The organism is Streptomyces sp. KM273126 (assembly GCF_004337435.2).
GTDB classification, from domain to species: domain Bacteria; phylum Actinomycetota; class Actinomycetes; order Streptomycetales; family Streptomycetaceae; genus Streptomyces; species Streptomyces acidicola.
Genome location: NZ_SJXB02000001.1, coordinates 6,240,055 through 6,261,336 on the forward strand (window position 1 = coordinate 6,240,055; position 21,282 = coordinate 6,261,336).

The following is a 21,282-nucleotide window of genomic DNA, read 5'->3' on the forward strand; positions in this document are numbered from 1 at the left end:
ACCTATGCGGCGGGGTTCGTGGGCAGGAGCCGGGCGAGCCAGTCGGTGCGGGTTCGGCGGGCTGTGTTCGAGATGTGTGCCTGCGGGTACAGGGCGTCGAATCCGTGGAAGCCGCCTGCCCAGACGTGGAGTTCGGCTTGGCCGCCGGCCGCCCAGATGCGGGTGGCGTAGTCGGTGTCCTCGTCGCGGAAGACCTCGGCGGAGCCGGTGTCGATGTAGGTGGTCGGTAGGCCCGCGAGGTCGTCGGCCAGGGCAGGTGAGACGTATGCGGGTACCTCGTCGTCGGTGAGGTCGCCGAGGAGGCAGCGCCATCCGAATCCGTTCATCTCGCGGGTCCAGACGCCGGGCCCGTTCGAGTACTGGAGGCTGGAGGTGGTGGTGTTGCGGTGGTCGAGCATGGGGCCGATCAGGACTTGGGCGGCGATCGTCGGGGCGCCGAGGTCGCGGGCCAGCAGGGTGACGCCGGCGGCGAGGCCGCCGCCCGCGCTGGCGCCTGCGACGATGATCCGGGCGGGGTCGATGCCCAGTTCGGCGGCGTGGTCGGCGATCCAGAGCAGTCCCTGGTAGCAGTCGTCGACCGGGATGGTGCCGGTGGACTCGGGCGCGAGCCGGTAGTCGACGGAGACCACGACGGCGCCGAACTCGTCGAGCCACTCCAGCGGGATGTCGATTTGTGAGAAGCGGTCGCCCATGATCATCCCGCCGCCGTGCATCCAGTAGACGCAGGGTGCGGCAGCGGTGCGATCGCTGTTCGCGGGGCTGAAGACGGACAAGGGGATCGGGGTGCCGTCCGGACTCGCAATGGTGACCTCGCGCCGGTCGATAGCGCGACCTTCGAGAAGGGGTTCGACGGGTATCGAGGAGAAGGGGCGTACCTGCGCCAGCACTTCCGGGCTGAGCTGGGACATCAGCGGCATGTCGGCCAGGAGTTCATGCAGTTCGGGGTCGAGGGAGGGACGTGCTGTGGTCATGGTCATTGCCTTTCGTGGGTGGTGGCGGGACGGTCGGGCGAGGGAAGGGGCCACCTCGGTGGGCACCGAGGCGGCAGAGGCAGGGGCGTGGGGTGTTCGGCGAGTCAGAGGGCGGATTTGCCGCGGACCGGAACGTAGTCGGTGTACTCGGAGTCCTTGGCGAGCAGCGGGTCGATCTGCGCCACGATGGCCTGGGCGGTCTGGCCGGCGAAGCAGCGGTGGTGGTCCTCCTCGCTGGTCCAGCCTTCGGCGACGTGAACGACGTCGGGGTCGGACGCGGAGCGGGAGACGAGGTAGACGAGGCAGTATTCGCTGGCGCCGGGGCTGCCCTCGTTCAGTCCGGTCAGCAGCAGGTCGACGAGCTGGTCGCCCATACCGGGCCTGGCGGTCAGGGTGGCGCTGAAGCCGTAGTTGGCAATCATGGATTCCTTCTCTTCCTCTTCGATGGTGGAGTGCGGTGATTCCATTCAAGCGGGTTGACCTGCGCAAACGTTAGACCGATGCTCGTTCGTCCTTGCACGATCCTCGCGACTTTGGGAACCGCGGCGCGGAATGGTGCTGCAATGGACGCATGTACCTCGAAGAACTCCGCACCCTGCTGGCGCGCCATGCGCGGCCCGACTGGACCACCGCCGTCGACGGCGTCCTCATCTCGAAGGTCGACCGCCCTGATCCGCCGGCACCTTCGATGTCCGGCACGCTCCTGGCGGTCATCGCGCAGGGCGCCAAACGCCTCGCCCTGGGTGAGAGGGTGTTCGAGTACGGGCCCGGGCAGTACCTGGTTGCATCCGTCGATCTGCCTGTCACAGGGCAGTTCACCCAGGCCGACCCCGAGCAGCCGGCGCTGGGGTTCGGTCTCGTCCTGGAACCGTCCGCCGTTGCCGAGCTGCTGCTTGAGGCCGGGCCCGGAGACGCCCCCCGGAGCAGCGGGGGCGCGCCGTCGGGGATCGCCGTCAGTGACGCTCCGGCCGCGCTGCTGGACGCGGTGGTCCGGCTGCTGCGCCTGCTCGACGAGCCCCGCGACAGGGCCGTACTGGCCCCGTTGGTCAAGCGCGAGATCCTGTGGCGTCTGATCACCGGCGAGCAGGGTGCGACGGTTCGCCAGCTCGGCCTGGCCGACAGCAGCCTCAGCCACATCTCGCGGGCCGTGCGCTGGATCCGCGAGCACTACGCGCAGCCCTTCCGGGTCGAGGACGTGGCGCGGCAGTCCGGCATGGGCGTCTCCGCCTTCTACCGCAACTTCCAAGCGGTGACCGCGATGAGCCCCATCCAGTTCCAGAAGCAGATCCGGCTGCAGGAGGCCCGGCTGCTGCTCGCCACCCACCCCGGAGACGTCACCGGAGTCGGCCACCGCGTCGGCTACGACAACCCGTCGCAGTTCAGCCGGGAGTACCGCCGCCAGTTCGGCGCGCCCCCCAGCCAGGACGCCGCCCGCCTGCGTCAGGCCGTGCGTGCCCCGGCAGGTCTCCTGCCCTGAGCCGGGTGGGCTTTATTGGAGGATCGTGCAAGGAGTAGCGAGGATAGTTCTACTATCTCCGCAGGTCAGGGCGATTCAATGGGATCACCGGTCCTCCCGTGGAGCAGGAAAATGCCTGCCCACCCGTATGGATCCCACCACATCGCAAAGGGGCACACCATGAAGACCGTTCTGATCACTGGTACCTCATCCGGGTACGGGCGGGAGACCGCCCTCTACTTCCACTCGCAGGGGTGGAACGTCATCGCCACGATGCGGACGCCGCGTCCAGGCGTCCTTCCTGAGTCGGACCGGCTCCGCGTCATCGAGCTCGACGTGACCAGGCCCGAGAGCATCACCGAGGCGTTCGAGGCAGCCGGGCCCATCGACGTCCTGGTCAACAACGCGGGCGTCCCATCGATCAGCGTGTTCGAGGGCACCCCCATGGCCCGAGTGCGGGAGGTCTTCGAGACCAACACGTTCGGCGTGATGGCGACGACGCAGGCGGTGCTGCCCCAGTTCCGCGAGCGCGGCTCCGGCGTGGTGGTCAACGTGACATCCAGCGTGGTGCTGGGCCACATGCCGCTCTCGGCCCTCTACAAGGCGAGCAAGATGGCCATCGAGGGGTTCACCGCATCCCTTGCGCTCGAGCTCGCGCCCTTCGGTGTACAGGCGAAGACGGTCCAGCCGGGCGCCTGCCTGACGACGAACTTCGCGGCCAACGCGACGAAGGGCGCCTCGGTGGACGAGCTGGTCCCGGCGCCCTACGCACCATGGGCGAAGAAGGTCATGGGCGACTTCACGAGCCAGGACCTGTTCACCAAGGAGAGCGACGTCGCCGAGACAGTGTGGCGAGCCGTGCACGACACGACCGGCCAGCTGCGATTCCCCGCCGGCCCCGACGCGGTCTCGCTCTCCCAGGCGAAGTGATCAGCCAGCAGGCAACGTCACGCCGCACTGGTACCAGGAGCCGGCCCCGCGCCCACGCACCGGGCCGGCTCGCCGTCGGGCGCTCACCCTGATGAACGGGAACCTGGCCAACGACGAGAAGCCGGACCGGTTCGCCCTGGGCCGCGGTCACCGCCGGGACGCCGTCTACGACCGGCCCGCCAGCCGACAGAAGGCGTACCGGGCACGCCGGGCGGCCGAGTGGATCCGCGAAGCCGTAACAGCTCCGGCCGGTTGACGGCTCTCGTACCCCTCTCCGGGGCCTGGCCAGCGCAGACGCCTAGGTCAAGATGGTGGCGACCACGACGAGCCATCGTATGACGTCACTCGTCGTCGATGGCGTCCTTGTCACGCAGCGGGCGCATCCCGCCGGGCAGCTCGGGCAGCTTGAACGAGTACCGGCCGAGCATGTTGATGTGCTGCCGCACGAACGGGGAAAGGCGGGCAACGTCCTCGTCGCGTACGTCGAACCCGTCCGTGCGCAGCTGGTTCACAGCGGCGTCCATGTACCGGGTGTTGAAGAGCACGACGGCGTTCAGGACCAGGCCCAGCGCGCCGATCTGGTCCTCCATGCCGTCCTGGTAGCGCTGGTAGAGCTGCCCGGAACGGCCGTGGAAGATCTTCCGGGCGAGGGAGTGGCGGCCCTCCTGGAGGTTGGCCTGCGCCTTGATCTGGCGGCGGTAGCCGGGCTCGTCGGCCAGGCGCAGGATGTGCAGGCTCTTGGCGATCCGCCCGTAGTGCGCGATCGCGTCTCCCAGCGGGGTCGGCCGCCCGTCCCGCGACAGCATCCGGATCACGTCGTACGCGCGCACGGCGCCGGTGTGGATGGAGCCGATGATGCGCAGGATGTCCTCCCAGTGGCGTTCGATCCGAGTGAGGTCGACCCGGCCGCGGGCCGCTTCCTGGAAGGCGCCGTAGTCGGCGGTGCGGTCGATGCGCCACATCTTCTGGTCCGGCAGGTCCGCGAGCTGCGGCGCGTACGCGAACCCGGCCAGGGTGAGGAGTCCGAAGACGATGTCCGAGTACGAGGAGGTGTCCGTGACGATCGTCTCCGGGCGCTTGCCGCCGTCCCGGTCGTACAGGACATCGAGCACGTACAGGGAGTCGCGCGGGGTGCCAGCCACCACCTTCCCGCCGAGCCCCGCCGCCTGGTCGTTGATCATGTTCAGCCACGTCGCGCCGCCCCGGCGCCCGAAGTACTTCGGGTTCGGCCGGGCGTAGACGGAGGGGACGGGGACGACGAACCGCATGCCGTCCACGGAGGCGACCAGCCCGCCGCCCCACACCTGCGCGAGGCCGATGGACGCCTGGTGCTCGATGAGGGTGGCGTTCGCGGCCCGGTAGGTGGCCAGCCGCAGATACGTCTGGTCAACGTGGGACAACCTGCCGTACTTCAGCTCATCGATCCCGCCGATGGCTGGCGTGTAGCCGACGTTGCAGCCGTGCGCGACCAGCAGCGCGGCGACCGTCACGTGCAGGTCCTTCAGCCTGGCCTCGCCGCCGGTGATCGAGGTGAACGCCTGGTCGGCGCCAGTCCACGAGAACACCTCCAGCAGGACCTCCGGCAGGTCGACGCGGGGCATCATCGCCTCCACCGCCTTCCGCAGTTCGAGCAGGGAGGCGGGTTCGGGCTCCGGCTCCAGGGCGGCGAAATGGAGGCGGCCGTCGTCGTCGAACACGATCTGGGAGGTCGCCGGCACTCGCCCGGCGACCTCCCGGTACGTGCCGTCCAGCAGCGCGGCCCGCGCCGCCAGGTGCTCATCCGCCTCGCCGGGCAGGTTCAAAGAGGCCAGCACGGTCGGGCGGACCCGCTCCCACGACTCACCGTCCAGCAGCTTCGCCCGCGGGTCGCCCCACTTCGAGGAGTTCTTGGCGAACACCTCCCGCCGGCGCAGCATCCGGTGGAAAGATTCCAGCACGCAGAACACGTACGCCTTCCAGTCCACCGTGCCCGCCTCCAGGTGCGGCGCCGCCAGCACGAGGCGCCGCCACGAGCCGACCAGCAGCGACGTGTCGATCTCGTCGGGTCCGACCTTCTTGCGCCCCATCAGGTCGGGAAGGGACTTCAGTGCCTTTAGGACCGTCAGGCCCTCCGGGGTCGCGCCGAAGTCAACGACCTGGACCAGGAGCGCCAGGAACGGCCGTACGGTGGGGAACCGGGTGACCAGCATGGTGCGCCATGCCGCGTCCGCGTCCGCGTCCGAGTCGATCGGCGGCGCCAGCTCGAACAGCGCGGCGATCGCGGCGGCCAGCTCCTCGCGCGGCACCACCTCCTCGATCCGCTCCCACATCGCCGTCAGAGTCGCCACCTGAGGCGGACTGATCTCCCCGGACTCGGTGTCGACCTGCTCGCTCGTGGTGTCGAACACGACCCGGAACGCGGTCGCCAGCCTGATCCCGGCCCGCTCCATCCTCGGCAGCGTCTTCAGCTTCTGTTTTGCCGTCTCCCGCTCCGCCCGCGCGAGCAGCTTCGTCGCGATCAGCACCTCCAGCAGATCCAGCGCGTCGTCGACCGCCCTGCTCGTCAAGTAGACCGCGGTGGCCAGCAGCGTGGCCAGGCGCCGGGAGTCGCCGTGACGTCGCAGCAAGGACGCCTTGCCGTCCACGCCGTACCGCGACAGCTCCGCCAGCCGCCGCTGCGGTATCCCGGACACGTCCAGCTCACCCATCCCGAACGCGTCGATCTCCGCCGCCCGCTCAAGCGCCCACTTCATCTGGGACCCGGAGATCCGCACCGGGCCGCGCCGCAGCCGGTCCAGGTCCGACACCCGCGCACCGGGCGGCACGGTCAGCAGGGAGTCGAGCACCGTCCGCTGACCGGCGCTCAGCAGCCCGTAGAGGCTGTCCCACAGCCGCTGGTTCGCCGCCTCCCGCACCAAAGCCACCAGCCGGGCGAGCGTCGTCACGCCGGGCAGCAGCACCCGCCGCTCACGCAGCCACCCCACCGCCGCGTCGAACAACGCCTTCGGGCCCTCCCCGGTTGTCCACGCCCGCGCGTCCACCCACACCCGCAACTCGGCTTCCGCCTCGGCGAACTCCGTGTACTCCAGGAGCTTCCGCAGCTCACGGACGTGGGCCAGCCGGGTGTTCTCCCGTTCCCCATACGCCTCCAGTGCCGACGCGTCCGCGATGCCCAGCTGCTCGGCGAGGTAGTCGACGACTTCGACCGGCACTTCGGTCGGGTCGTCCAGGAACACCCCGAGGTAACGCACGGTCGTGAGCTGGGCCGCGAAGCCCAGCCGGTTGTGGGACCGCCGCTTGCCCTCGATCAGCTCCCGGTCCGCGTCGTCCAGGAAGAAGAACCGCTCCAACTCCGTACGGGACGGCGTCCCGTCATACGCCGCGTACGCGGCGGCTTGTGCGTCCGTCAGAAACTCGACCGGCACCCCGGACCTCCACACAGTCAATGATCAACACGACTGCTGAAGGCTCCGCCCTCGAAGAAGTCCAGGTCAAAGCACTCTCAGGTGCACGGGAGGCTTAGCGCCGGTTTTCGTTCCGATGTTCCAAGCGCCGCCAATTGCATCCGATGCGAAATCGCGACGGTTCGCGAATCGTCGTGGGCAACGGCGCCAACCAGCACGCTGACCACTGAGGTTGGCCCGGCCTACTGGTGGCGACGGTAGCGACGGACGTGACGATGACGCCAGCTGGTGTCACTCGTCCGGCTGACTGACCTACGGTTTGTCCGCCGACTCGCATCAGATGCGGTTTTCTCGCATACGACGCGAGTGACGGAGGGTGGTGGACCGGTGGGGTTCAACGGATCGATCCCAGGCGCGGCACGGCTGCACCTGGTGGACGGAGTCGCGCTGCTGCGGCCGGAGGAACAGGTCTTCACCGCGATGCTGATCGGGTTCGCCAACCAGCAGCTCGCGCGGAATCTGGCCCAGACGACGGTGGAGGGCCGGGGGAACACGGTCAAGGCGTTCGCCGCGTACGTGAACACCTACCCGTGGCACTGGACACCGGCGATGGTCGACGAGTGGCTCGGTGACCTGCGCTCGCTGAGGGACCTGCGCCGTTCCACGATCCGGTCCTACTCGGAGGCGGTCCGAGCGTTCTGCCACTTCGTCACCGACCCGCTCTACGACTGGGTGGCCACGTGCGAGGAGCGGTTCGGCACCCACCCGGTCCAGGTCGTGCATCAGTGGAACACCGCGGTGCACGTCCAGGACAACGAGGCCGACGCGAAGAAGCGGGCGTTCACCAAGGCCGAGCTGCACGCGTTCTTCGAGCACTGCGACGACGAGGTCGCCCGGATCCGGGCCTTCGGCCGCAAGGGCTGGCTGCCGGCATTCCGTGACGCCACCCTGTTCAAGACCGCCTCCGCCTACGGGCTCCGGCGCAACGAGACGCGGATGCTCGACGCCGCCGACTTCGGCCGCAACCCGCACGGCGCCGAGTACGGCGAGTTCGGCCGCTGCCAGGTCCGGTTCGGCAAGGCCAAGAAGGGCTCACCGCCCAAGCGCCGCGGCGTGCTGATCGTGTTCGGCTGGACCCCCGACATCCTGGACGAGTGGTTCACCGAGGTCCGCCCGCTGCTGGGCACCGACGGCAACCCGGCAGCCTGGCCCTCCGAACGCGGGATGCGGATCGGCTGCCAGCGCATCAACTCCCGCTTCATCACCTACCGCAAGGCCCTGGGCCTGAACGAGGGGCTGGACTACCACTCCTTCCGAAGGTCCTACGTCACCCACCTCATCGAGGACGGCTGGGATCCCCGCTTCGTCCAGGTTCTCTTGAGTCCTCAGCAGTATGTCCATGACGTGCAGCACGAACCTGGGACGGGCGGCGATCTGTGTGGTGGAGGTGGTTATCTACCGCCGTCCACCAGGCAGTTCCCCGGGAGGTTTGATGCTGGTGCAACGGGTGCTGATGCCCGACTCAGCGCTTGAGTCATGGACGGTCCTCGGCAATGAAGGCGGGATAGTCGAGCCGATCGAGCGTTACCTCGCCTACCTGACCGACATCGAGCGGTCGCCGAACACGATCAAGGCATACGCCCATGATCTGAAGGACTGGTTTGTCTTCCTCGACCGACGCGGTCTGGACTGGCGTGAGGTCCGGCTGGAGGACTTGGGCGAGTTCGTTGCCTGGCTCCGGCTGCCGCCTGCGGGACGGCATGGCGGTGTGACGTTGCTGCCCTCGGCGGAGCATCACTGCGGGGTCACCACGGTCAACCGGAAGCTCTCCGCCGTCAGCGGTCTGTACGTCTTCCACGCACGCCATGGAGTGGACCTCGGCGACCTTGTCACCGAGCTGCAGCCGGTCCGCGCCCGCCGCACGGGCTGGAAGCCATTCCTCTACCACCTGGCCGGCGGCCAGCCGGAGCGGCGTCGCACGATCAAGCTGAAGACGCCTCGCACGCATCCGACGATCCTGACGGCCGCCCAGGTCCAGGCGATCCTGGACGCCTGCACCCGGCTGCGGGACCGGTTCCTGTTCGCACTGCTGTGGGAGACCGGGGTCCGGATCGGCGAAGCTCTGGGCTTGCGGCACGAGGATCTGGCTGCGGCAGAAGGCGAGTTGACCGTCATGCCGCGCGTCAACGACAACCGGGCGAGGGCCAAGTCCGCATCGCCCCGCACCGTTCCCGTCGGCCCCGAGATCGTACGGCTCTACGCCGACTACCTCCACGGTGAGTACGGCGACCTCGACAGCGACTACATGTTCGTCAATCTATGGGGTGGCTCCTACGGGCGCCCGCTGACCTACGCGTCCGTCTACGATCTCGTCCTGCGACTGCGCCGCGGCACCGGCATCGACTTCGACCCCCACTGGCTCCGGCATACCCGAGCGACCTTGCTCCTGCGGCAGGGGGTGCCGATCGAAGTGGTCAGCACTTTGCTAGGACATTCCTCGATCGCCACCACGCACGACATCTACGGCCACCTGTCGGTGGAGGACGCCCGCCGTGCTCTGGAGGCCGCAGGATTCCTGACCGGCCGGGAGGTGCGCTGGTGAGCCAGGAGACTTTCGCCGTTCCGTCTCCCGGCGCCGGACTGCTGGGCAAGTTGATGGCTGCCGTCCGGCCGGCGTTCCGGGTGGATGTGTTCATCCCCGAACCCGGGGAACTGATCTTCGGTCTGGGCGCCTGCCGGGTTCCCGGCTGCCCGCGCCAGCCCCGCACCCGCCAGCTCTGCCGTGGCCACTACTACCGCTGGCAACGGCGCGGGAAACCGGACGTTGAAGCGTTCATCGCCGATCCCGGAGCCGATCCGGTCGGGCGGTCCGAGCTGACCGCCTGCGCCATCGCCGGATGCCGCTTCGGAGCGGCCCGTCAGGGCCTGTGCGTGAGCCACAACGGCTTCTGGGAGCGGGCGGGCAAACCCGACAAGAAGATCTGGACCCCGGGTCTCCGGGTGGTCGAAGACGACGGCCGCCGGGTCTGCCGGCTGTTGTTCTGCAGCCTGTGGGCTCAGGGGAAGTCGCCGTTCTGCCACAACCACAACTCCCGCTGGCAGGCTGTCGGCCGCCCCGAGATCGAGGAGTTCGTACGCCGCTGCGAGGCAGCGGGCGACGACCGGTTCGACTTCCGACCGTTGGACGGAGAGCGGCAGCTGCGACTGGAGCTGCAGTACGCACTCCAGTGCCGTCACGACGACCGGCAGGTCAACACCCACAGCTCGGCTGTCGCCCCGGTGATCCGACTGGCCGCCGTCAGCGGCACCGCGTCGTTGCTGGAGTGGCCGATGGAGCGGTGGAGCGAGTACTACGCGGCGATGCGAGGTGCCAGCCACAGCCAGAACGGGCAACTGGCCTTCCTGCGCTATGCGTACATGCATCTGGAAGACCTCGTCCACGGCAATGGCTGGGAGAGCGAGTTCCCGCGCGACGTATGGGAACTGCGCCGGCTCGGCATCGAGGGCACCCGGGCACGGCTGCGGTTCGACCGCATCACCCAGCCGTGGCTGCGCGAGCCGGCCAAGCGATTCGTGCGCTGGCGGTTGAGTATCGGCCGCAGCATCAACCAGGCCGTCGTCGACATCCTTGCCCTCAACCGCTTCTCCGGCTTCCTGGCCGATCCCCGCGTCGCCGCCGACAAGCTCGCCCGCGTGGACCGGATGGTGCTGGAACGCTATCTCGCCGACCTGGCCCTGGACCCGCGCTCGACCCATTCCCGTAGCCGGGACATCGGCTCGCTCAACGCCTTCTTCAACGCCGTGCGCCGGCACGGCTGGGACCAGAGTCTCCCGGCGAATGCGACCTTCTACCCCGACGACTTCCCCCGCCCCGACAAGCGGCTGCCCCGGGCGCTGGCCGAGCACGTGATGGCCCAGGTCGAGCAGCCCGCCAACCTCGACCGCTGGCACAACCCCGACGGCCGCGTGCTGACCTTGATCCTCATGCGCTGCGGACTGCGGGTCGGCGACGCCTGCAACCTGGCCTTCGACTGCATCATCCGGGACGCCGACGGCGCTGCCTACGTGCGCTACCTCAACCGGAAGATGAAACGCGAAGCCCTGGTTCCGATCGACGAGGAAGTCGAGAACGAGATCACCACGCAGCAGCAGCGCGTCCTGGACCGCTGGCCCGGTGGCAGCCGGTGGCTGTTCCCGGCACCGCGGATGAACCCCGACGGCACTCGGTCACTGACCACGCACTCCTACCGCGGGCAGCTTGACCTCTGGCTGGAGCGGTGCGACGTCCGCGACGAACATGGCCGGGCTGTCCATCTGACGCCCCATCAATGGCGCCACACTTTTGGAACCAGACTGATCAACCGGGACGTCCCGCAAGAAGTTGTACGCGTCCTTCTCGATCACTCTTCCGGCGAGATGACCGCCCACTATGCCCGGCTGCACGACACCACGGTCCGCCGGCACTGGGAGAAGGCCCGCAAGGTCAACATCCAGGGCGAAAGCGTCACCGTCGATCCCGAAGGCCCGCTGGCCGAGGCCACCTGGGCCAAGCAGCGGCTCGGCCGTGTGACCCAGGCCCTGCCCAACGGCTACTGCGGTCTGCCAGTACAGAAGACCTGTCCGCATGCCAACGCTTGCCTGACATGCCCGATGTTCGTCACGACCCCCGAGTTCCTGCCCCAGCACCGTGAGCAACGGCAGCAACTGCTGCAGATCGTCTCCGCCGCCGAAGCCCGTGGCCAAGCACGCGTGGCCGAGATGAACCGCCAGGTCCTCGGCAACCTGGAGAAAATCATCACCGGTCTGGAAGACGACCCCGGACAGCCGGAGGCGATCGCCGATGCGAGCTGACAACAGTCGGCACATCGTCGACGCCGCCCGCCGCCGCAGCGAGTACACCCGCGCCAAAGCCATCCAGGCCCTCCGCACCCTCGACGCTGCAGGCGAGCCGGTCACATTCGAGACCGTCGCGAAGCAGGCCGGAGTCTCCCGGTCCTGGCTCTATGCCCAGCCGGACCTGCGAGCAGAGATCGAGCGACTACGGGCAGCACACCGCCAGGAACCCAGATCGCCGGTTCCCGCACGTCAGCGCACTTCCGATGCTTCGCTGCTGCGACGGCTCGAAGCCGCCAACGCGCGCATCCGGCGGCTCACCGAAGAGAACCAGCAACTCCGCGAGCAACTCGCCCGTGCCCTCGGCGAACAACGCGCCGCGGCGACCCGTACCAACTCACCACGGGCAGGCGCAAGCAACCCTGTCGACGGTCACCCAGTTCCCCACGGCGAGCGTCAGCTTCCCCGCCCACCCGTTCGAGCTGATCGTGTCGAGTAGGCGAGTGCTCGGCGCGGCCCTGTGTATCCGGCTACACCAACGGCAGGAGCGCCAGCGCCTCTTTCAGGTTGTGCTCAGCGATCCCCTGCATGAACGCCCGGTCGGGGAAGTCACCGTCGAGGAGACGCAGTGGACCGGCTACCAGCGACAGACGCATCGCGAGCATATAGAGGTCGAGGCGCTGCGGATCGAGACCGGGCCGGGCCAGTGCGGGATACCACTCGCCGAAGCGGAGCTGGAGGAAGACGTGCTCCCACTCGACGTCGAAGTACATCAGGCCCTCGATGTCGATCAGGACAGGGTGACCTTCGGCGTCGACCAGGACGTGGTCGGGTCCGAGTTCACCGTGGATCAGTCCGTATTGCGCGCGAGGGCTCACTCGATCAGCCAGTTCCTGCAGACGGTCGCACAATGCCGTGCCGGCTGCCGCGATCCTGCCGTCACGCCCCGCCGCCTCCTCAAGGTCCCGCATGGCGCGGTCGAGGACCCGTCGCTCGCACGAGATCTCGGATGCGGAGCCGCCCCGCTCCAACAGGTCCACCCTGCCGTAGTGCTGGGCCTGGTGCCGGTGCATCACCTCAAGCATCTCGGCGAGGTCGCCCAGGGCTCCCGCGGCGCGCGTGGGATCGGTTTCGAAGAGTGCTTCGAGCGTGCCGCCGGAGGCATCCTCGACCACGGCGACGTCCGCCGGATACTGGCGACGGCTGTCTTCCGCCAGAAGCACCTGCGGAACCCGCACCCCGAGGCTGTTCAAGCTCCGCTGCGCGGTGAGGAACGGGACCAGCCCGGAGGCGGGCGCGAACGGGTCAGCCGGGTCGGCTTCGTGCGCGCCTGGCCAGAAGTTCTCAGTTTCGGCCCAGCTGTAGATGATCACACTCGCCGGGTGGCTTCCACCGAGGCGGACCCGGTACACCCCTTTCTTGCTTCCCCCGCGCAACCGGTCCACCGCGACAACGTGGCATCCCGCTCCCAGTGCGTCACGCACGAGCCCCGACAGGTCTTCGATGTCCGCGAATTGCCGCATCCGCAGAACCTACTGAAGAGGCCGCCGCGCGTGCCACTGGATACCTCCTCCGCAGCCTCCGACGGCCGACGAATGGCCGACGCCCGGGAGACCCTCCAAGAGACCGTCGACAAGCAATCCCAGGTCGGTAACGATCGGCCCGTGCTGAAAGGCCCCCCACTGCCCTCACCAGCTACGTCACGGACAACGACCGCAACACAGACGCACAGGTCAACAGCCTGCCAGCTCAGCAAACTAAAGATAATTCAGCAACAGGTCGGTCACGAGCACGCCAGCACCACCTCCATTTACACCTGCGTCTCCTCGGACTTCCGCACCCGCACCCTGCGCCGACACCTGGACGCCACCGTCGCCGCCGCCCTCCATGCCCAGAACGGGGGGCGGGCATGAAGCGCAAGGTCGGCTACACCTGGCGGCTGCGTGAGGTGATGGCCCAACACCGCGTCTACACCGCCACCGAACTGATCCCGCTGCTACGCGACCGCGGCATCGACCTCTCCGCCTCCCAGGTCCACCGCCTGGTCTCCGGGACGCCCGAGCGACTGTCGTTGCAGGTCCTGTCCGCGCTCTGCGACATCCTGTCCTGCACCCCAGCCGACCTGGTGGCCACCACCGCGGAGAACGCCGGTGTCCGCAAGACCGCCACCGGCGACCTGCCTGCCCCGCCCGTGAACGTCGCGAAGCTGCGGCCCCGCGCGGCCCGCATCCTGCCCGACGCATGAGCCGCTCCTACGCCACCGACGAGCAGTACGAACGCTGGTTCATGGCCGAGTGCTGCCGCTGTGGCCAGCGCAGACACAAGGCCGGGACCTGGCCGGACGGATATGTCTGCCGGACCTGTTCGGACCGTGCGGTGCGGACACGAGGCATCTGCCCAGGATGCGGCCAGGACCGTGCCCTTCCCGGGCTGCACCCCGTCGACGGCGCCGCGATCTGCACGACCTGTGCCGGCTTCTCCCAGACCTTCGACTGCTCGCGCTGCGGTTTCGAGGGCAAACTGCTGGGCGGACGGCTCTGCGAACGCTGCACGCTCACCGACCGGCTGACCGCCCTCCTGGACGACGGCACGGGCCGCATCCGTCCCGCGCTGACGCCCCTGTTCAACCTGTTGGTGGCGATGGACAAGCCCGGAAGCGGCCTGTCCTGGCTCGATATGCGCCGCGACCAGCCGGGAAACGCCTCCCAGGTGCTGCGGCGGCTCGGCCTCGGACAGATACCCCTGACCCACGATGCCTTTCACGAACTCCAGCCCTGGCGGGCAGCGGCTCATCTGGAAGAACTCCTGATGGCCAGCGGAGTCCTACCCGCCGTCGAGAAGTACATCTGCTCATTCCAGCGATGGCTGCCCGGTCACCTGGCCCACATCGCCGATCCCGAGCACGTCAAGACGATCAAGCTCTTCGCGACCTGGCACGTCCTTCCCCGACTGCGGGAACGGGCTGACCGGAGCCACATCACACCGAGCGTGCGCCGCTTCGCGGCCGAGCAGATCAAGTACGCGACGGCTTTCCTCCAGTGGCTCGGCGCCCGGGACAGCAGCCTCGCTTCCTGCGGCCAGATCGACATCGAGGCCTGGTGGGCAGAGAACACTGAACACGGCCGCACCTGCCTGAGGGCCTTCCTCAACTGGGCCATGCAGAGCCGACGATGCCGACGTTCCCTCTCAATTCCCGCGCTGAGGGACTCCCGGCGACCCGCGCTGAGCGAGGACGAGCGCTTGGACGCCCTCGGCCGGCTGCTGACCGACGCAGACACACCGATGCGCTTCCGCGTCGCCGGCGTGATCGTCCTCCTCTATGCGCAACCCCTGACTCGGATCGTCCAGTTGACGGTCGACGACGTGCTCCACGACGGGGAGACCACGCTTCTGCGGCTCGGGGAACCCGCCTCGCCCGTCCCCGCACCAGTCGCATCCCTGCTGCTGGCGTACATCGCGGATCGCGACAACATGAACACTGCCACCAACCAGGCATCCCGGTGGCTCTTTCCCGGACGCCGGGGAGACCAGCCGGCTCGCCCCGACCACCTGTCCGCGCTCCTGGGCGAGATCGGCATCCCGGTCGCCGCCGCCCGCGGCGCCGCCATCCGACAACAACTCCTCGAACTGCCCGCCCCCGTCGTCGCGGACGCTCTCGGCTACCACGGCAAGACCACCAGCCGCCTCCTCAAAGAGGCCGGTGGCACCTGGAGCCGATACGCCGCCGGAGAACACCTACGGTCACCATCCGGCTGGTCCCCAAAGAGAACTGGCGAGAGTTGATTCGCGAGCTCACCCGTGTCGCCTCCGTGGTCATCCAGGTCCAGGACGTCTGATCGGCAAACGCCCACCTATGCCGAGGTCCGCGCGCCGCATCACATGGAGACGAGCCGCCCGAGAAACTACCGCCATGCACCTTGATTTGGAAAAGTTGTGGACCGCGGCTGGAGTCCTTGGTGGCCTCCAGGTCACCGGGTTCGCTCTGCGGATCAACAGGGAGATCGCGGTCGGTGGAAAGGGCGAACTTACGTGGCTGCCCCTCGCGGACGCCCTCAACCTTGCGTCGCTCGCCGTGACCATGCTTGGTGTGTTCATCACTCCCCATCCTTGGGATCAGCGGTGCGGCCGTCGCCCTGAAGGCCTTCGGCCTGTCGGTCCTCCTGCTTGTGGGCTATCCGTTCGCCCTTGCTGGCCACTACGACATGTTCAACCCGCGAACAGGTCGCACGCTGACCTCAGATGGCAAGCTGACCTACTGTCCGCCGCAGGAGCGGAACGTGCTGTACGTCGTCGCTGTGGCGGTGGTCGCCTACATCGTTCTCGCGAGCGCCCGCTAGGGTCCAGCCAACGTGAGCCGGGTGACTACCTGAAGTCACCATCCGACTGGATGGCCATGGCGAACTGACGACAGTTGAATAGGCGAGCTCACCAGTAAATCAAGGGTCATAGATGCCTACGTTCGTTCGGGTCGGCGCGCGCCAGAGCAGGACCGTGTTTCCATCGGCACTCGCCAGCAATGGCTCATTCGGGGCGAACACCGCCGCTTTGAGGCCGTTGACGTAACCCATGAGTGGAGACCCGACGGAGAGGCCGGTGGCCGGATCCCATAGGCGTACCGTGCGGTCCATGCTCGCGCTCGCGAGCAGTGAGCCATCGTTGGAGAAGGCCACGGCCCGGACCGCGTTGCGGTGACCCACCAAGGGGGTGCCGGTGGGCCGGAAGGTGACGGGGTCCCACAGCCGCACGGTCCCGTCCCAGCTGCCGGTCGCGAGAAGGCGGCCATCGGGGGAGAAGGCCACCGCGCGTACCGCACCGCGATGACCCGTCAGCGGTGCGCCGACGGGCTGGCCGCTCAAGGGATCCCACAGACGCACGACGGTATCCTCCCCGCCGCTTACCAGGAGCCGTCCGTCTGGGGAGAACGTCACGGTGTCGACCCCGCCGGTGTGGCCCGTGAGCGGAGATCCGACAAGGGCGCGGGTGGTCGGGTCCCACAGGCATATTGTGCGGTCCAGACCGGCGCTCGCGAGCAGTGTGCCGTCGGGCGCGAACGCGAGGTCCCACACGGCGCAGGTGTGCCCCGTGAGCGGTTGCCCGATCTGCTCGCCCGTGGCCGGGTCCCACAACCGCACCGTGCGGTCCTGGCCCGCACTCGCCAGCAGTTGCCCGTCAGGAGAGAAGGCCACAGCCCGTACGCCGTCACGGTGCCCGGCAAGCGGTGCGCCCGTTGGGGAACCGGCGGCTACCTCCCACAGTCGCGCCGTGCCGTCGTTGGAGGCGGTCGCCAACAGGCGCCCCTCGAGCTCGAAGGCCACCGCTGTGACGTTGCCAGTGTGCCCGCTCAAGACCGTGACGGTGAGGTCGAGGGCCCGCCGTGTTGAGGCCGCGCGCTCGGTCACGGGGACATCGTCGCGGCGTGCCGACCCTGGCGGGGCGGGAGTTGGAGGTGGGCCGAGAGTCGCGGTGACCCACAGGCGTGCCAACTCCGCGTCGAAGAACTCGATGGCCTCGCCGTTGCGTTCGACACGGATCACCATCCCGGAGCGAGTCTCGACCGACGGCGCGACGGGCGACACCTGGGGAGGGTGGACGTGCACGCCTCCTTCGATCGTGTCTGCCTGCACGAGGAAGCCGCGGATTCGAGCACCGCCTTGGACGACGTTGCGGGTCGTCCCCCCTGCCTCATGATCCTCTGATTCCCCTGGCGCCATGGGCTCGTGCTGCTCGACCAGTGGCAGCTGCACGTTGAGATCTCGGCCTTGGAACACCGGTCCGGAGAACGTACCGCCGCTGATCCGGTTCGACACCGGCCCGCCCGCGCTGTCCTCGCCGCTCCGGTCTGTGTCAGCCATGTCGGTCAGCCCTGCGCGGAGGGGCTCGGCTGGCGGCGGGGGCATGGTGGTGAAGGAGATCCCTGAGAAGTTTCTCCCACCGATACCGGATCCACCCGCATAACCCTCCGCACGTGCATGCTCAACAGGATGGACACGCTACGAGCAATCACGGTTCCGTAGAAGCCGATTCGGATAATCCCACCCGGGCCTCGCCGAGGACGCCAAGCGCTGAGCGTACCCGGAAGCCGTATCGCCCAGGCACACGCCTACTTCGCCGTTCTCCAGGCCGACGAACTACCGCCCCCGTCGTCGCCAAGGCCCCTCTGCTACCACCAGGTCACCACAACCTGGCTCGTCGCCAAGGCCAGAGGAGCCTGGAGCCGATACGCCGCCGGCCACGCACGGTCACCGACGGGGTGGACTCCCCGGGCAACTGGCGACAGTTGAATACGCGAGCCCACCAGTATCAACCCCCGGGATCTGCGCGGAGAGGGCCGTCAGGGACGGGGCGGCGGCCACGGGGACTGGACCCCGCCGCGGGCCGTGGTGAGCGGGCCCAGGGTGCCGAGGACGAGGTCGGCCTCGGCGGCCTCCTCGCCCAGGGCGCGTCGCGAGGCGATCTCGTCCCGGGGCAGGCGTCGACCGGCGGCCGAGACCTTCGCCAGGATGCGGTCACAACCGTCCGGAGTGTGCTCCGGAACCCTCCGGTCCGTCACGTCGTCCCCCCGCATCCTTGACGCCTCGCTGACGGTTTCTTAACGGTCACCGGCATGCAGACCCCAAGGAACACTGCCGGGAACCGGCAATGCGCGGCCGAGGCCCGGTCGTGCAGCATGGCTCGCGGGGAGCACAACGGATGATTCCGGTGCCGGGCACCGGCAGGTGTCCGGCACCGGAATCCGGAACGGCCGTGTCAGACAAGTGGCGCGCGCTGCGAGCGGAGGGGGCACGGGGAGATGCGGACATTTCTGACGGCCGCCACCGGTCTGCCCACGATCCTGCTGACCGCTGCCCTCGTCGTGGTCGTCTGCTTCTGGCTCCTGTCCGCCCTCGGTGTCGCCGCCGTCGACAGCTTCGACACGGACGTGGACCTGCGGGCGTGGCGGATGAGCGGCGTACCCGTGACGGTCGCCCTGTCCGTGCTGACGGTGCTCGCCTGGTCCCTGAGCGTGGGAGCCGCGCTTCTGATCGCCGTGTTCGTGCCCCCGGGACCCGCCGACGGGCTGCTGCGCCTGGTCGCATCCGTAGGAGCGCTGCTCGTCGCCTGGGCCACGACCTGCCTGATCGTACGGCCGTTGCACCGCCTCTTCCCGGACGAACCCGGGCTGCCCGTGCCGAGGGAGGCCCGCACGGGCGACGGCAACGGGATCCCGGATGCCGGCGACCGCGACCCCTGCCGGGACGCATCGAGTGACGCGGTCCGGCCGCGCGACCGCGCCGCCTAGCCACGCCGCCTGAGTCGCGACGCCACCGCGCCCACCCCGGCTCCTCCTTCTCCCCGCTCCAACTCCCTTACGCCTCAAGGACGTATGCCATGAATGCCATGACCGTGGGCCTCGGCGTGTTCGTCGCCGTCTGCCTGCTCGCCGTACTCGTCGTCTCGCTGCTGTTCCGCAAGGTGGAGCAGGGCAAGGCACTGATCGTGTCCAAGCTGCGGAAGGTCGACGTGACCTTCACGGGGCAGGTCGTGCTCCCGGTGCTGCACAAGGCCGAGGTGATGGACATCTCGGTGAAGGCCATCGAGATCACCCGGGCCGGACGGGACGGGCTGATCTGCCGGGACAACATCCGCGCCGACATCCGCATCTCGTTCTTCGTGAAGGTCAACAAGACCGTCGAGGACGTCATCAAGGTCGCTCAGGCCGTCGGCACCGCCCGTGCGAGCGACCAGAAGACGCTGCAGGAGCTGTTCCACGCGAAGTTCTCCGAGGCGCTGAAAACCGTCGGCAAGCAACTGGACTTCACCGACCTTTACACCAAGCGCGAGGAGCTGCGGTACCGGATCATCGAGGTCATCGGTGTCGACCTCAACGGCTACCACCTGGAGGACGCGGCGATCGACTACCTGGAGCAGACGCCGCTGACCCAGCTCGACCCGGCCAACGTGCTGGACGCCCAGGGCATCCGCAAGATCACCGAGCTGACGGCCGTGGAGCACGTGCGCACCAACGAGGCCCAGCGCACCGAGGAGATGGAGATCACCCGGCAGAACGTCGACGCCCGCGAGACGATCCTGGAGCTGGAGCGGCGCCAGGCGGACGCCGAGATCAAGCAGAAGAGGGAGATCGAGACCGTACGGGCCCGTGAGGAGGCCGAGACGGCGCGCGTGGTGGAGGAGGAGCGGCTGCGGGCGCAGGGCGCGTTCCTGCGCACCGAGGAACAGCTCGGCGTTCAGCGGGAGAACCAGGGCCGCGAGGTCGCCGTGGCCGCGAAGAACCGCGAGCGGGTCATCGCCGTCGAGAACGAGCGCATCGAGAAGGACCGGCAGCTCGAAGTCATCGCCCGGGAGCGGGAGACCGAGCTGACCCGGATCGCCGCCTCCAAGGAGGTCGAGGCGGAGAAGCGGGAGATCGCCGAGGTCATCCGTGAGCGGGTCGCGGTGGACCGTACGGTCGCCGAGCAGGAGGAGTCCATCAAGAGGCTGCGTGCCGTGGAGGAGGCGGAGCGGCAGCGGCAGGCGGTCGTCATCGCCGCCGAGGCCGAGGCGCAGGAGAAGCTGGTCAAGGACATCAAGGCCGCGGAGGCCGCCGAGCAGGCGGCCGTGCACCGCGCCGCCGAGGAACTCGCCCTGGCCGAGGCGCGGTTGAAGAGCGCCGACCTCGACGCGCGGGCCAAGCTGCGGCTGGCCGAGGGCATCCAGGCCGAACGCGCCGCCGAGGGGCTGGCGGCCGTCCAGGTCCGTGACAAGGAGGCCGAGGTCATCGAGAAGGCCGGCCGCGCGGAGGCCGAGGCCACCGAGGCGCGCATGCGTGCGGAGGCCGAGGGAGCCCGTGCCAGGGCGCTCGCCGAGGCGGAGGCCATCGGGGAGAAGCTCAAGGCGGAGGCGGCCGGTCTCACCGAGAAGGCGGCGGCGATGGCCGCGCTCGACGAGGCGTCCCGCGGCCACGAGGAGTACCGGCTGCGGCTGGAGGCCGAGAAGGACATCCGCCTGGCCGGACTCGACGTGCAGCGGCAGGTCGCCGAGGCACAGGCCACCGTGCTCGCCACCGGGCTGGAGAACGCCGACATCGACATCGTCGGCGGCGAGTCGGTCTTCTTCGACCGGCTGGTGTCCTCGATCGCGCTCGGCAAGGGCATCGACGGATTCGTCCAGCACTCCGAGACCGCACAGGCGCTGGCGGGGCCCTGGCTGGATGGCACGGCGAGCTTCGCCGACGACTTGAGCCGTGTCCTCGGCTCGGTCTCCACGGGCGATGTGCAGAACCTGACCGTGTCCGCCCTGCTGATGAAGCTCATGCACAGCGGCGGCACGCATGCCGGACGGCTTCAGCAACTGCTGGACAGGGCCGGCGAGCTGGGCCTCGCGGACACTCCGCTCGCCGCGGTCAACGGCAGCGCCAAGCTCTGACAGCCCATGGCCGGGAGCTGCCGCACAGGGGACGGCAGCTCCCGGCCCTAGGGCCTGTTCTGAGTTCCCCGCCTGTGCCCCGACGCCCGGCACGCACTCCCCCCACTCTCGGCTTCTCCCCTATGAGCGGGGGACCCCCATGCCGCACGGCGCCGTAGGACAGGTGGCTCCGCCACATGGCCTAAGACACCGCACGCCGATCGCACGTACCGGCTGCGTACACCAGCGGCTCCGCCGCGGGCGCTGCGCCCGCGCTCCGCGCGGACGACGGGGAACTCAGAACAGGCCCTAGTTCCCGACTTCCTGA

Annotated in this window: 18 protein-coding genes; 12 read left to right on the forward strand and 6 right to left on the reverse strand. The window is 68.7% G+C overall.

Features of this window, described 5'->3' with window-relative positions; translation table 11 throughout:
* Positions 1-2: 2 nt before the first annotated feature.
* Positions 3-971: an alpha/beta hydrolase gene (locus E0500_RS26670; RefSeq protein WP_131557677.1), complete on the reverse strand. Its 969-nt coding sequence runs from the start codon at positions 969-971 to the stop codon at positions 3-5.
* Positions 972-1,075: 104 nt separating this feature from the next.
* The gene (locus E0500_RS26675) at positions 1,076-1,393 is read right to left on the reverse strand and encodes a putative quinol monooxygenase (RefSeq protein ID WP_131557675.1); all 318 of its coding nucleotides are present in this window, start codon (positions 1,391-1,393) and stop codon (positions 1,076-1,078) included.
* A 149-nt stretch (positions 1,394-1,542) separates the two neighbouring features.
* On the opposite strand from E0500_RS26675, the gene E0500_RS26680 reads away from it, so the two are divergent.
* The 3 genes from E0500_RS26680 (at position 1,543) to E0500_RS26690 (ending at position 3,613) form a co-directional block, all read left to right on the forward strand.
* Positions 1,543-2,448 carry an AraC family transcriptional regulator gene (locus E0500_RS26680; RefSeq protein WP_131557673.1) on the forward strand — a complete coding sequence of 302 codons (906 nt, stop codon included), beginning with the start codon at positions 1,543-1,545 and terminating at the stop codon, positions 2,446-2,448.
* Between the two features lie 159 nt (positions 2,449-2,607).
* Positions 2,608-3,357 (forward strand): SDR family oxidoreductase, encoded by a 750-nt coding sequence (locus E0500_RS26685; RefSeq protein WP_131557671.1) that lies wholly within the window; start codon positions 2,608-2,610, stop codon positions 3,355-3,357.
* A gap of 91 nt (positions 3,358-3,448) precedes the next feature.
* Positions 3,449-3,613, forward strand: a complete 165-nt coding sequence (locus tag E0500_RS26690) for a hypothetical protein (protein ID WP_165934815.1) — start codon at positions 3,449-3,451, stop codon at positions 3,611-3,613.
* An 85-nt stretch (positions 3,614-3,698) separates the two neighbouring features.
* Here E0500_RS26690 and E0500_RS26695 read toward each other — a convergent pair whose 3' ends face one another.
* Positions 3,699-6,761: a Tn3 family transposase gene (locus tag E0500_RS26695; protein WP_131557669.1), complete on the reverse strand. Its 3,063-nt coding sequence runs from the start codon at positions 6,759-6,761 to the stop codon at positions 3,699-3,701.
* Between the two features lie 366 nt (positions 6,762-7,127).
* On the opposite strand from E0500_RS26695, the gene E0500_RS26700 reads away from it, so the two are divergent.
* The 4 genes from E0500_RS26700 to E0500_RS26715 are packed head-to-tail and all read left to right on the forward strand — an operon-like array spanning position 7,128 to position 12,072.
* Positions 7,128-8,273 (forward strand): site-specific integrase, encoded by a 1,146-nt coding sequence (locus E0500_RS26700; protein ID WP_309505148.1) that lies wholly within the window; start codon positions 7,128-7,130, stop codon positions 8,271-8,273.
* Positions 8,233-9,342, forward strand: a complete 1,110-nt coding sequence (locus E0500_RS26705; RefSeq protein ID WP_131557667.1) for a tyrosine-type recombinase/integrase — start codon at positions 8,233-8,235, stop codon at positions 9,340-9,342. Before E0500_RS26700 ends, E0500_RS26705 begins: the two co-directional genes overlap by 41 nt.
* Positions 9,339-11,591 (forward strand): tyrosine-type recombinase/integrase, encoded by a 2,253-nt coding sequence (locus E0500_RS26710; RefSeq protein ID WP_309505149.1) that lies wholly within the window; start codon positions 9,339-9,341, stop codon positions 11,589-11,591. Before E0500_RS26705 ends, E0500_RS26710 begins: the two co-directional genes overlap by 4 nt.
* Complete coding sequence (locus tag E0500_RS26715; protein WP_220140611.1) at positions 11,581-12,072, forward strand: DUF6262 family protein; 492 nt, start codon at positions 11,581-11,583, stop codon at positions 12,070-12,072. The genes E0500_RS26710 and E0500_RS26715 overlap by 11 nt, the downstream gene beginning before the upstream one ends.
* A gap of 31 nt (positions 12,073-12,103) precedes the next feature.
* On the opposite strand, the gene E0500_RS26720 is transcribed toward E0500_RS26715, so the two are convergent.
* A complete protein-coding gene (locus tag E0500_RS26720; RefSeq protein WP_131557665.1) occupies positions 12,104-13,096 on the reverse strand; it encodes a phosphotransferase in 993 nt (330 codons plus the stop codon).
* 386 nt (positions 13,097-13,482) lie between these two features.
* Between E0500_RS26720 and E0500_RS26725 the strand changes: the two genes are divergently transcribed.
* From E0500_RS26725 to E0500_RS26735, 3 genes are all read left to right on the forward strand, one after another.
* Complete coding sequence (locus E0500_RS26725; RefSeq protein WP_131557663.1) at positions 13,483-13,818, forward strand: helix-turn-helix transcriptional regulator; 336 nt, start codon at positions 13,483-13,485, stop codon at positions 13,816-13,818.
* Positions 13,815-15,356, forward strand: a complete 1,542-nt coding sequence (locus E0500_RS44200; protein ID WP_165934814.1) for a hypothetical protein — start codon at positions 13,815-13,817, stop codon at positions 15,354-15,356. The genes E0500_RS26725 and E0500_RS44200 overlap by 4 nt, the downstream gene beginning before the upstream one ends.
* Before the next feature lie 302 nt (positions 15,357-15,658).
* The gene (locus tag E0500_RS26735; protein ID WP_131557662.1) at positions 15,659-15,910 is read left to right on the forward strand and encodes a hypothetical protein; all 252 of its coding nucleotides are present in this window, start codon (positions 15,659-15,661) and stop codon (positions 15,908-15,910) included.
* Between the two features lie 99 nt (positions 15,911-16,009).
* Here the strand turns inward: E0500_RS26735 and E0500_RS26740 are convergent, their stop codons facing one another.
* Complete coding sequence (locus tag E0500_RS26740) at positions 16,010-17,380, reverse strand: WD40 repeat domain-containing protein (RefSeq protein ID WP_181587143.1); 1,371 nt, start codon at positions 17,378-17,380, stop codon at positions 16,010-16,012.
* 524 nt (positions 17,381-17,904) lie between these two features.
* Positions 17,905-18,123 carry a hypothetical protein gene (locus E0500_RS45070; protein ID WP_181587144.1) on the reverse strand — a complete coding sequence of 73 codons (219 nt, stop codon included), beginning with the start codon at positions 18,121-18,123 and terminating at the stop codon, positions 17,905-17,907.
* 240 nt (positions 18,124-18,363) lie between these two features.
* Here E0500_RS45070 and E0500_RS26750 point away from each other — a divergent pair, with 240 nt between their 5' ends.
* Positions 18,364-18,852, forward strand: a complete 489-nt coding sequence (locus tag E0500_RS26750) for a hypothetical protein (RefSeq protein WP_131557659.1) — start codon at positions 18,364-18,366, stop codon at positions 18,850-18,852.
* Between the two features lie 89 nt (positions 18,853-18,941).
* The gene (locus E0500_RS26755) at positions 18,942-20,975 is read left to right on the forward strand and encodes a flotillin family protein (protein ID WP_165934812.1); all 2,034 of its coding nucleotides are present in this window, start codon (positions 18,942-18,944) and stop codon (positions 20,973-20,975) included.
* The last annotated feature ends 307 nt before the right edge of the window (positions 20,976-21,282 follow it).

Bases quoted from the DNA above. Each gene is read 5' to 3' on its own strand.
- E0500_RS26670 (WP_131557677.1), bottom strand. From the start codon at position 971: ATGACCACAGCACGTCCCTCCCTCGACCCCGAACTGCATGAACTCCTG.
- E0500_RS26675 (WP_131557675.1), bottom strand. From the start codon at position 1,393: ATGATTGCCAACTACGGCTTCAGCGCCACCCTGACCGCCAGGCCCGGT.
- E0500_RS26680 (WP_131557673.1), top strand. From the start codon at position 1,543: ATGTACCTCGAAGAACTCCGCACCCTGCTGGCGCGCCATGCGCGGCCC.
- E0500_RS26685 (WP_131557671.1), top strand. From the start codon at position 2,608: ATGAAGACCGTTCTGATCACTGGTACCTCATCCGGGTACGGGCGGGAG.
- E0500_RS26690 (WP_165934815.1), top strand. From the start codon at position 3,449: ATGAACGGGAACCTGGCCAACGACGAGAAGCCGGACCGGTTCGCCCTG.
- E0500_RS26705 (WP_131557667.1), top strand. From the start codon at position 8,233: ATGCTGGTGCAACGGGTGCTGATGCCCGACTCAGCGCTTGAGTCATGG.
- E0500_RS26715 (WP_220140611.1), top strand. From the start codon at position 11,581: ATGCGAGCTGACAACAGTCGGCACATCGTCGACGCCGCCCGCCGCCGC.
- E0500_RS26720 (WP_131557665.1), bottom strand. From the start codon at position 13,096: ATGCGGCAATTCGCGGACATCGAAGACCTGTCGGGGCTCGTGCGTGAC.
- E0500_RS26725 (WP_131557663.1), top strand. From the start codon at position 13,483: ATGAAGCGCAAGGTCGGCTACACCTGGCGGCTGCGTGAGGTGATGGCC.
- E0500_RS44200 (WP_165934814.1), top strand. From the start codon at position 13,815: ATGAGCCGCTCCTACGCCACCGACGAGCAGTACGAACGCTGGTTCATG.
- E0500_RS26750 (WP_131557659.1), top strand. From the start codon at position 18,364: ATGCGGACATTTCTGACGGCCGCCACCGGTCTGCCCACGATCCTGCTG.
- E0500_RS26755 (WP_165934812.1), top strand. From the start codon at position 18,942: ATGAATGCCATGACCGTGGGCCTCGGCGTGTTCGTCGCCGTCTGCCTG.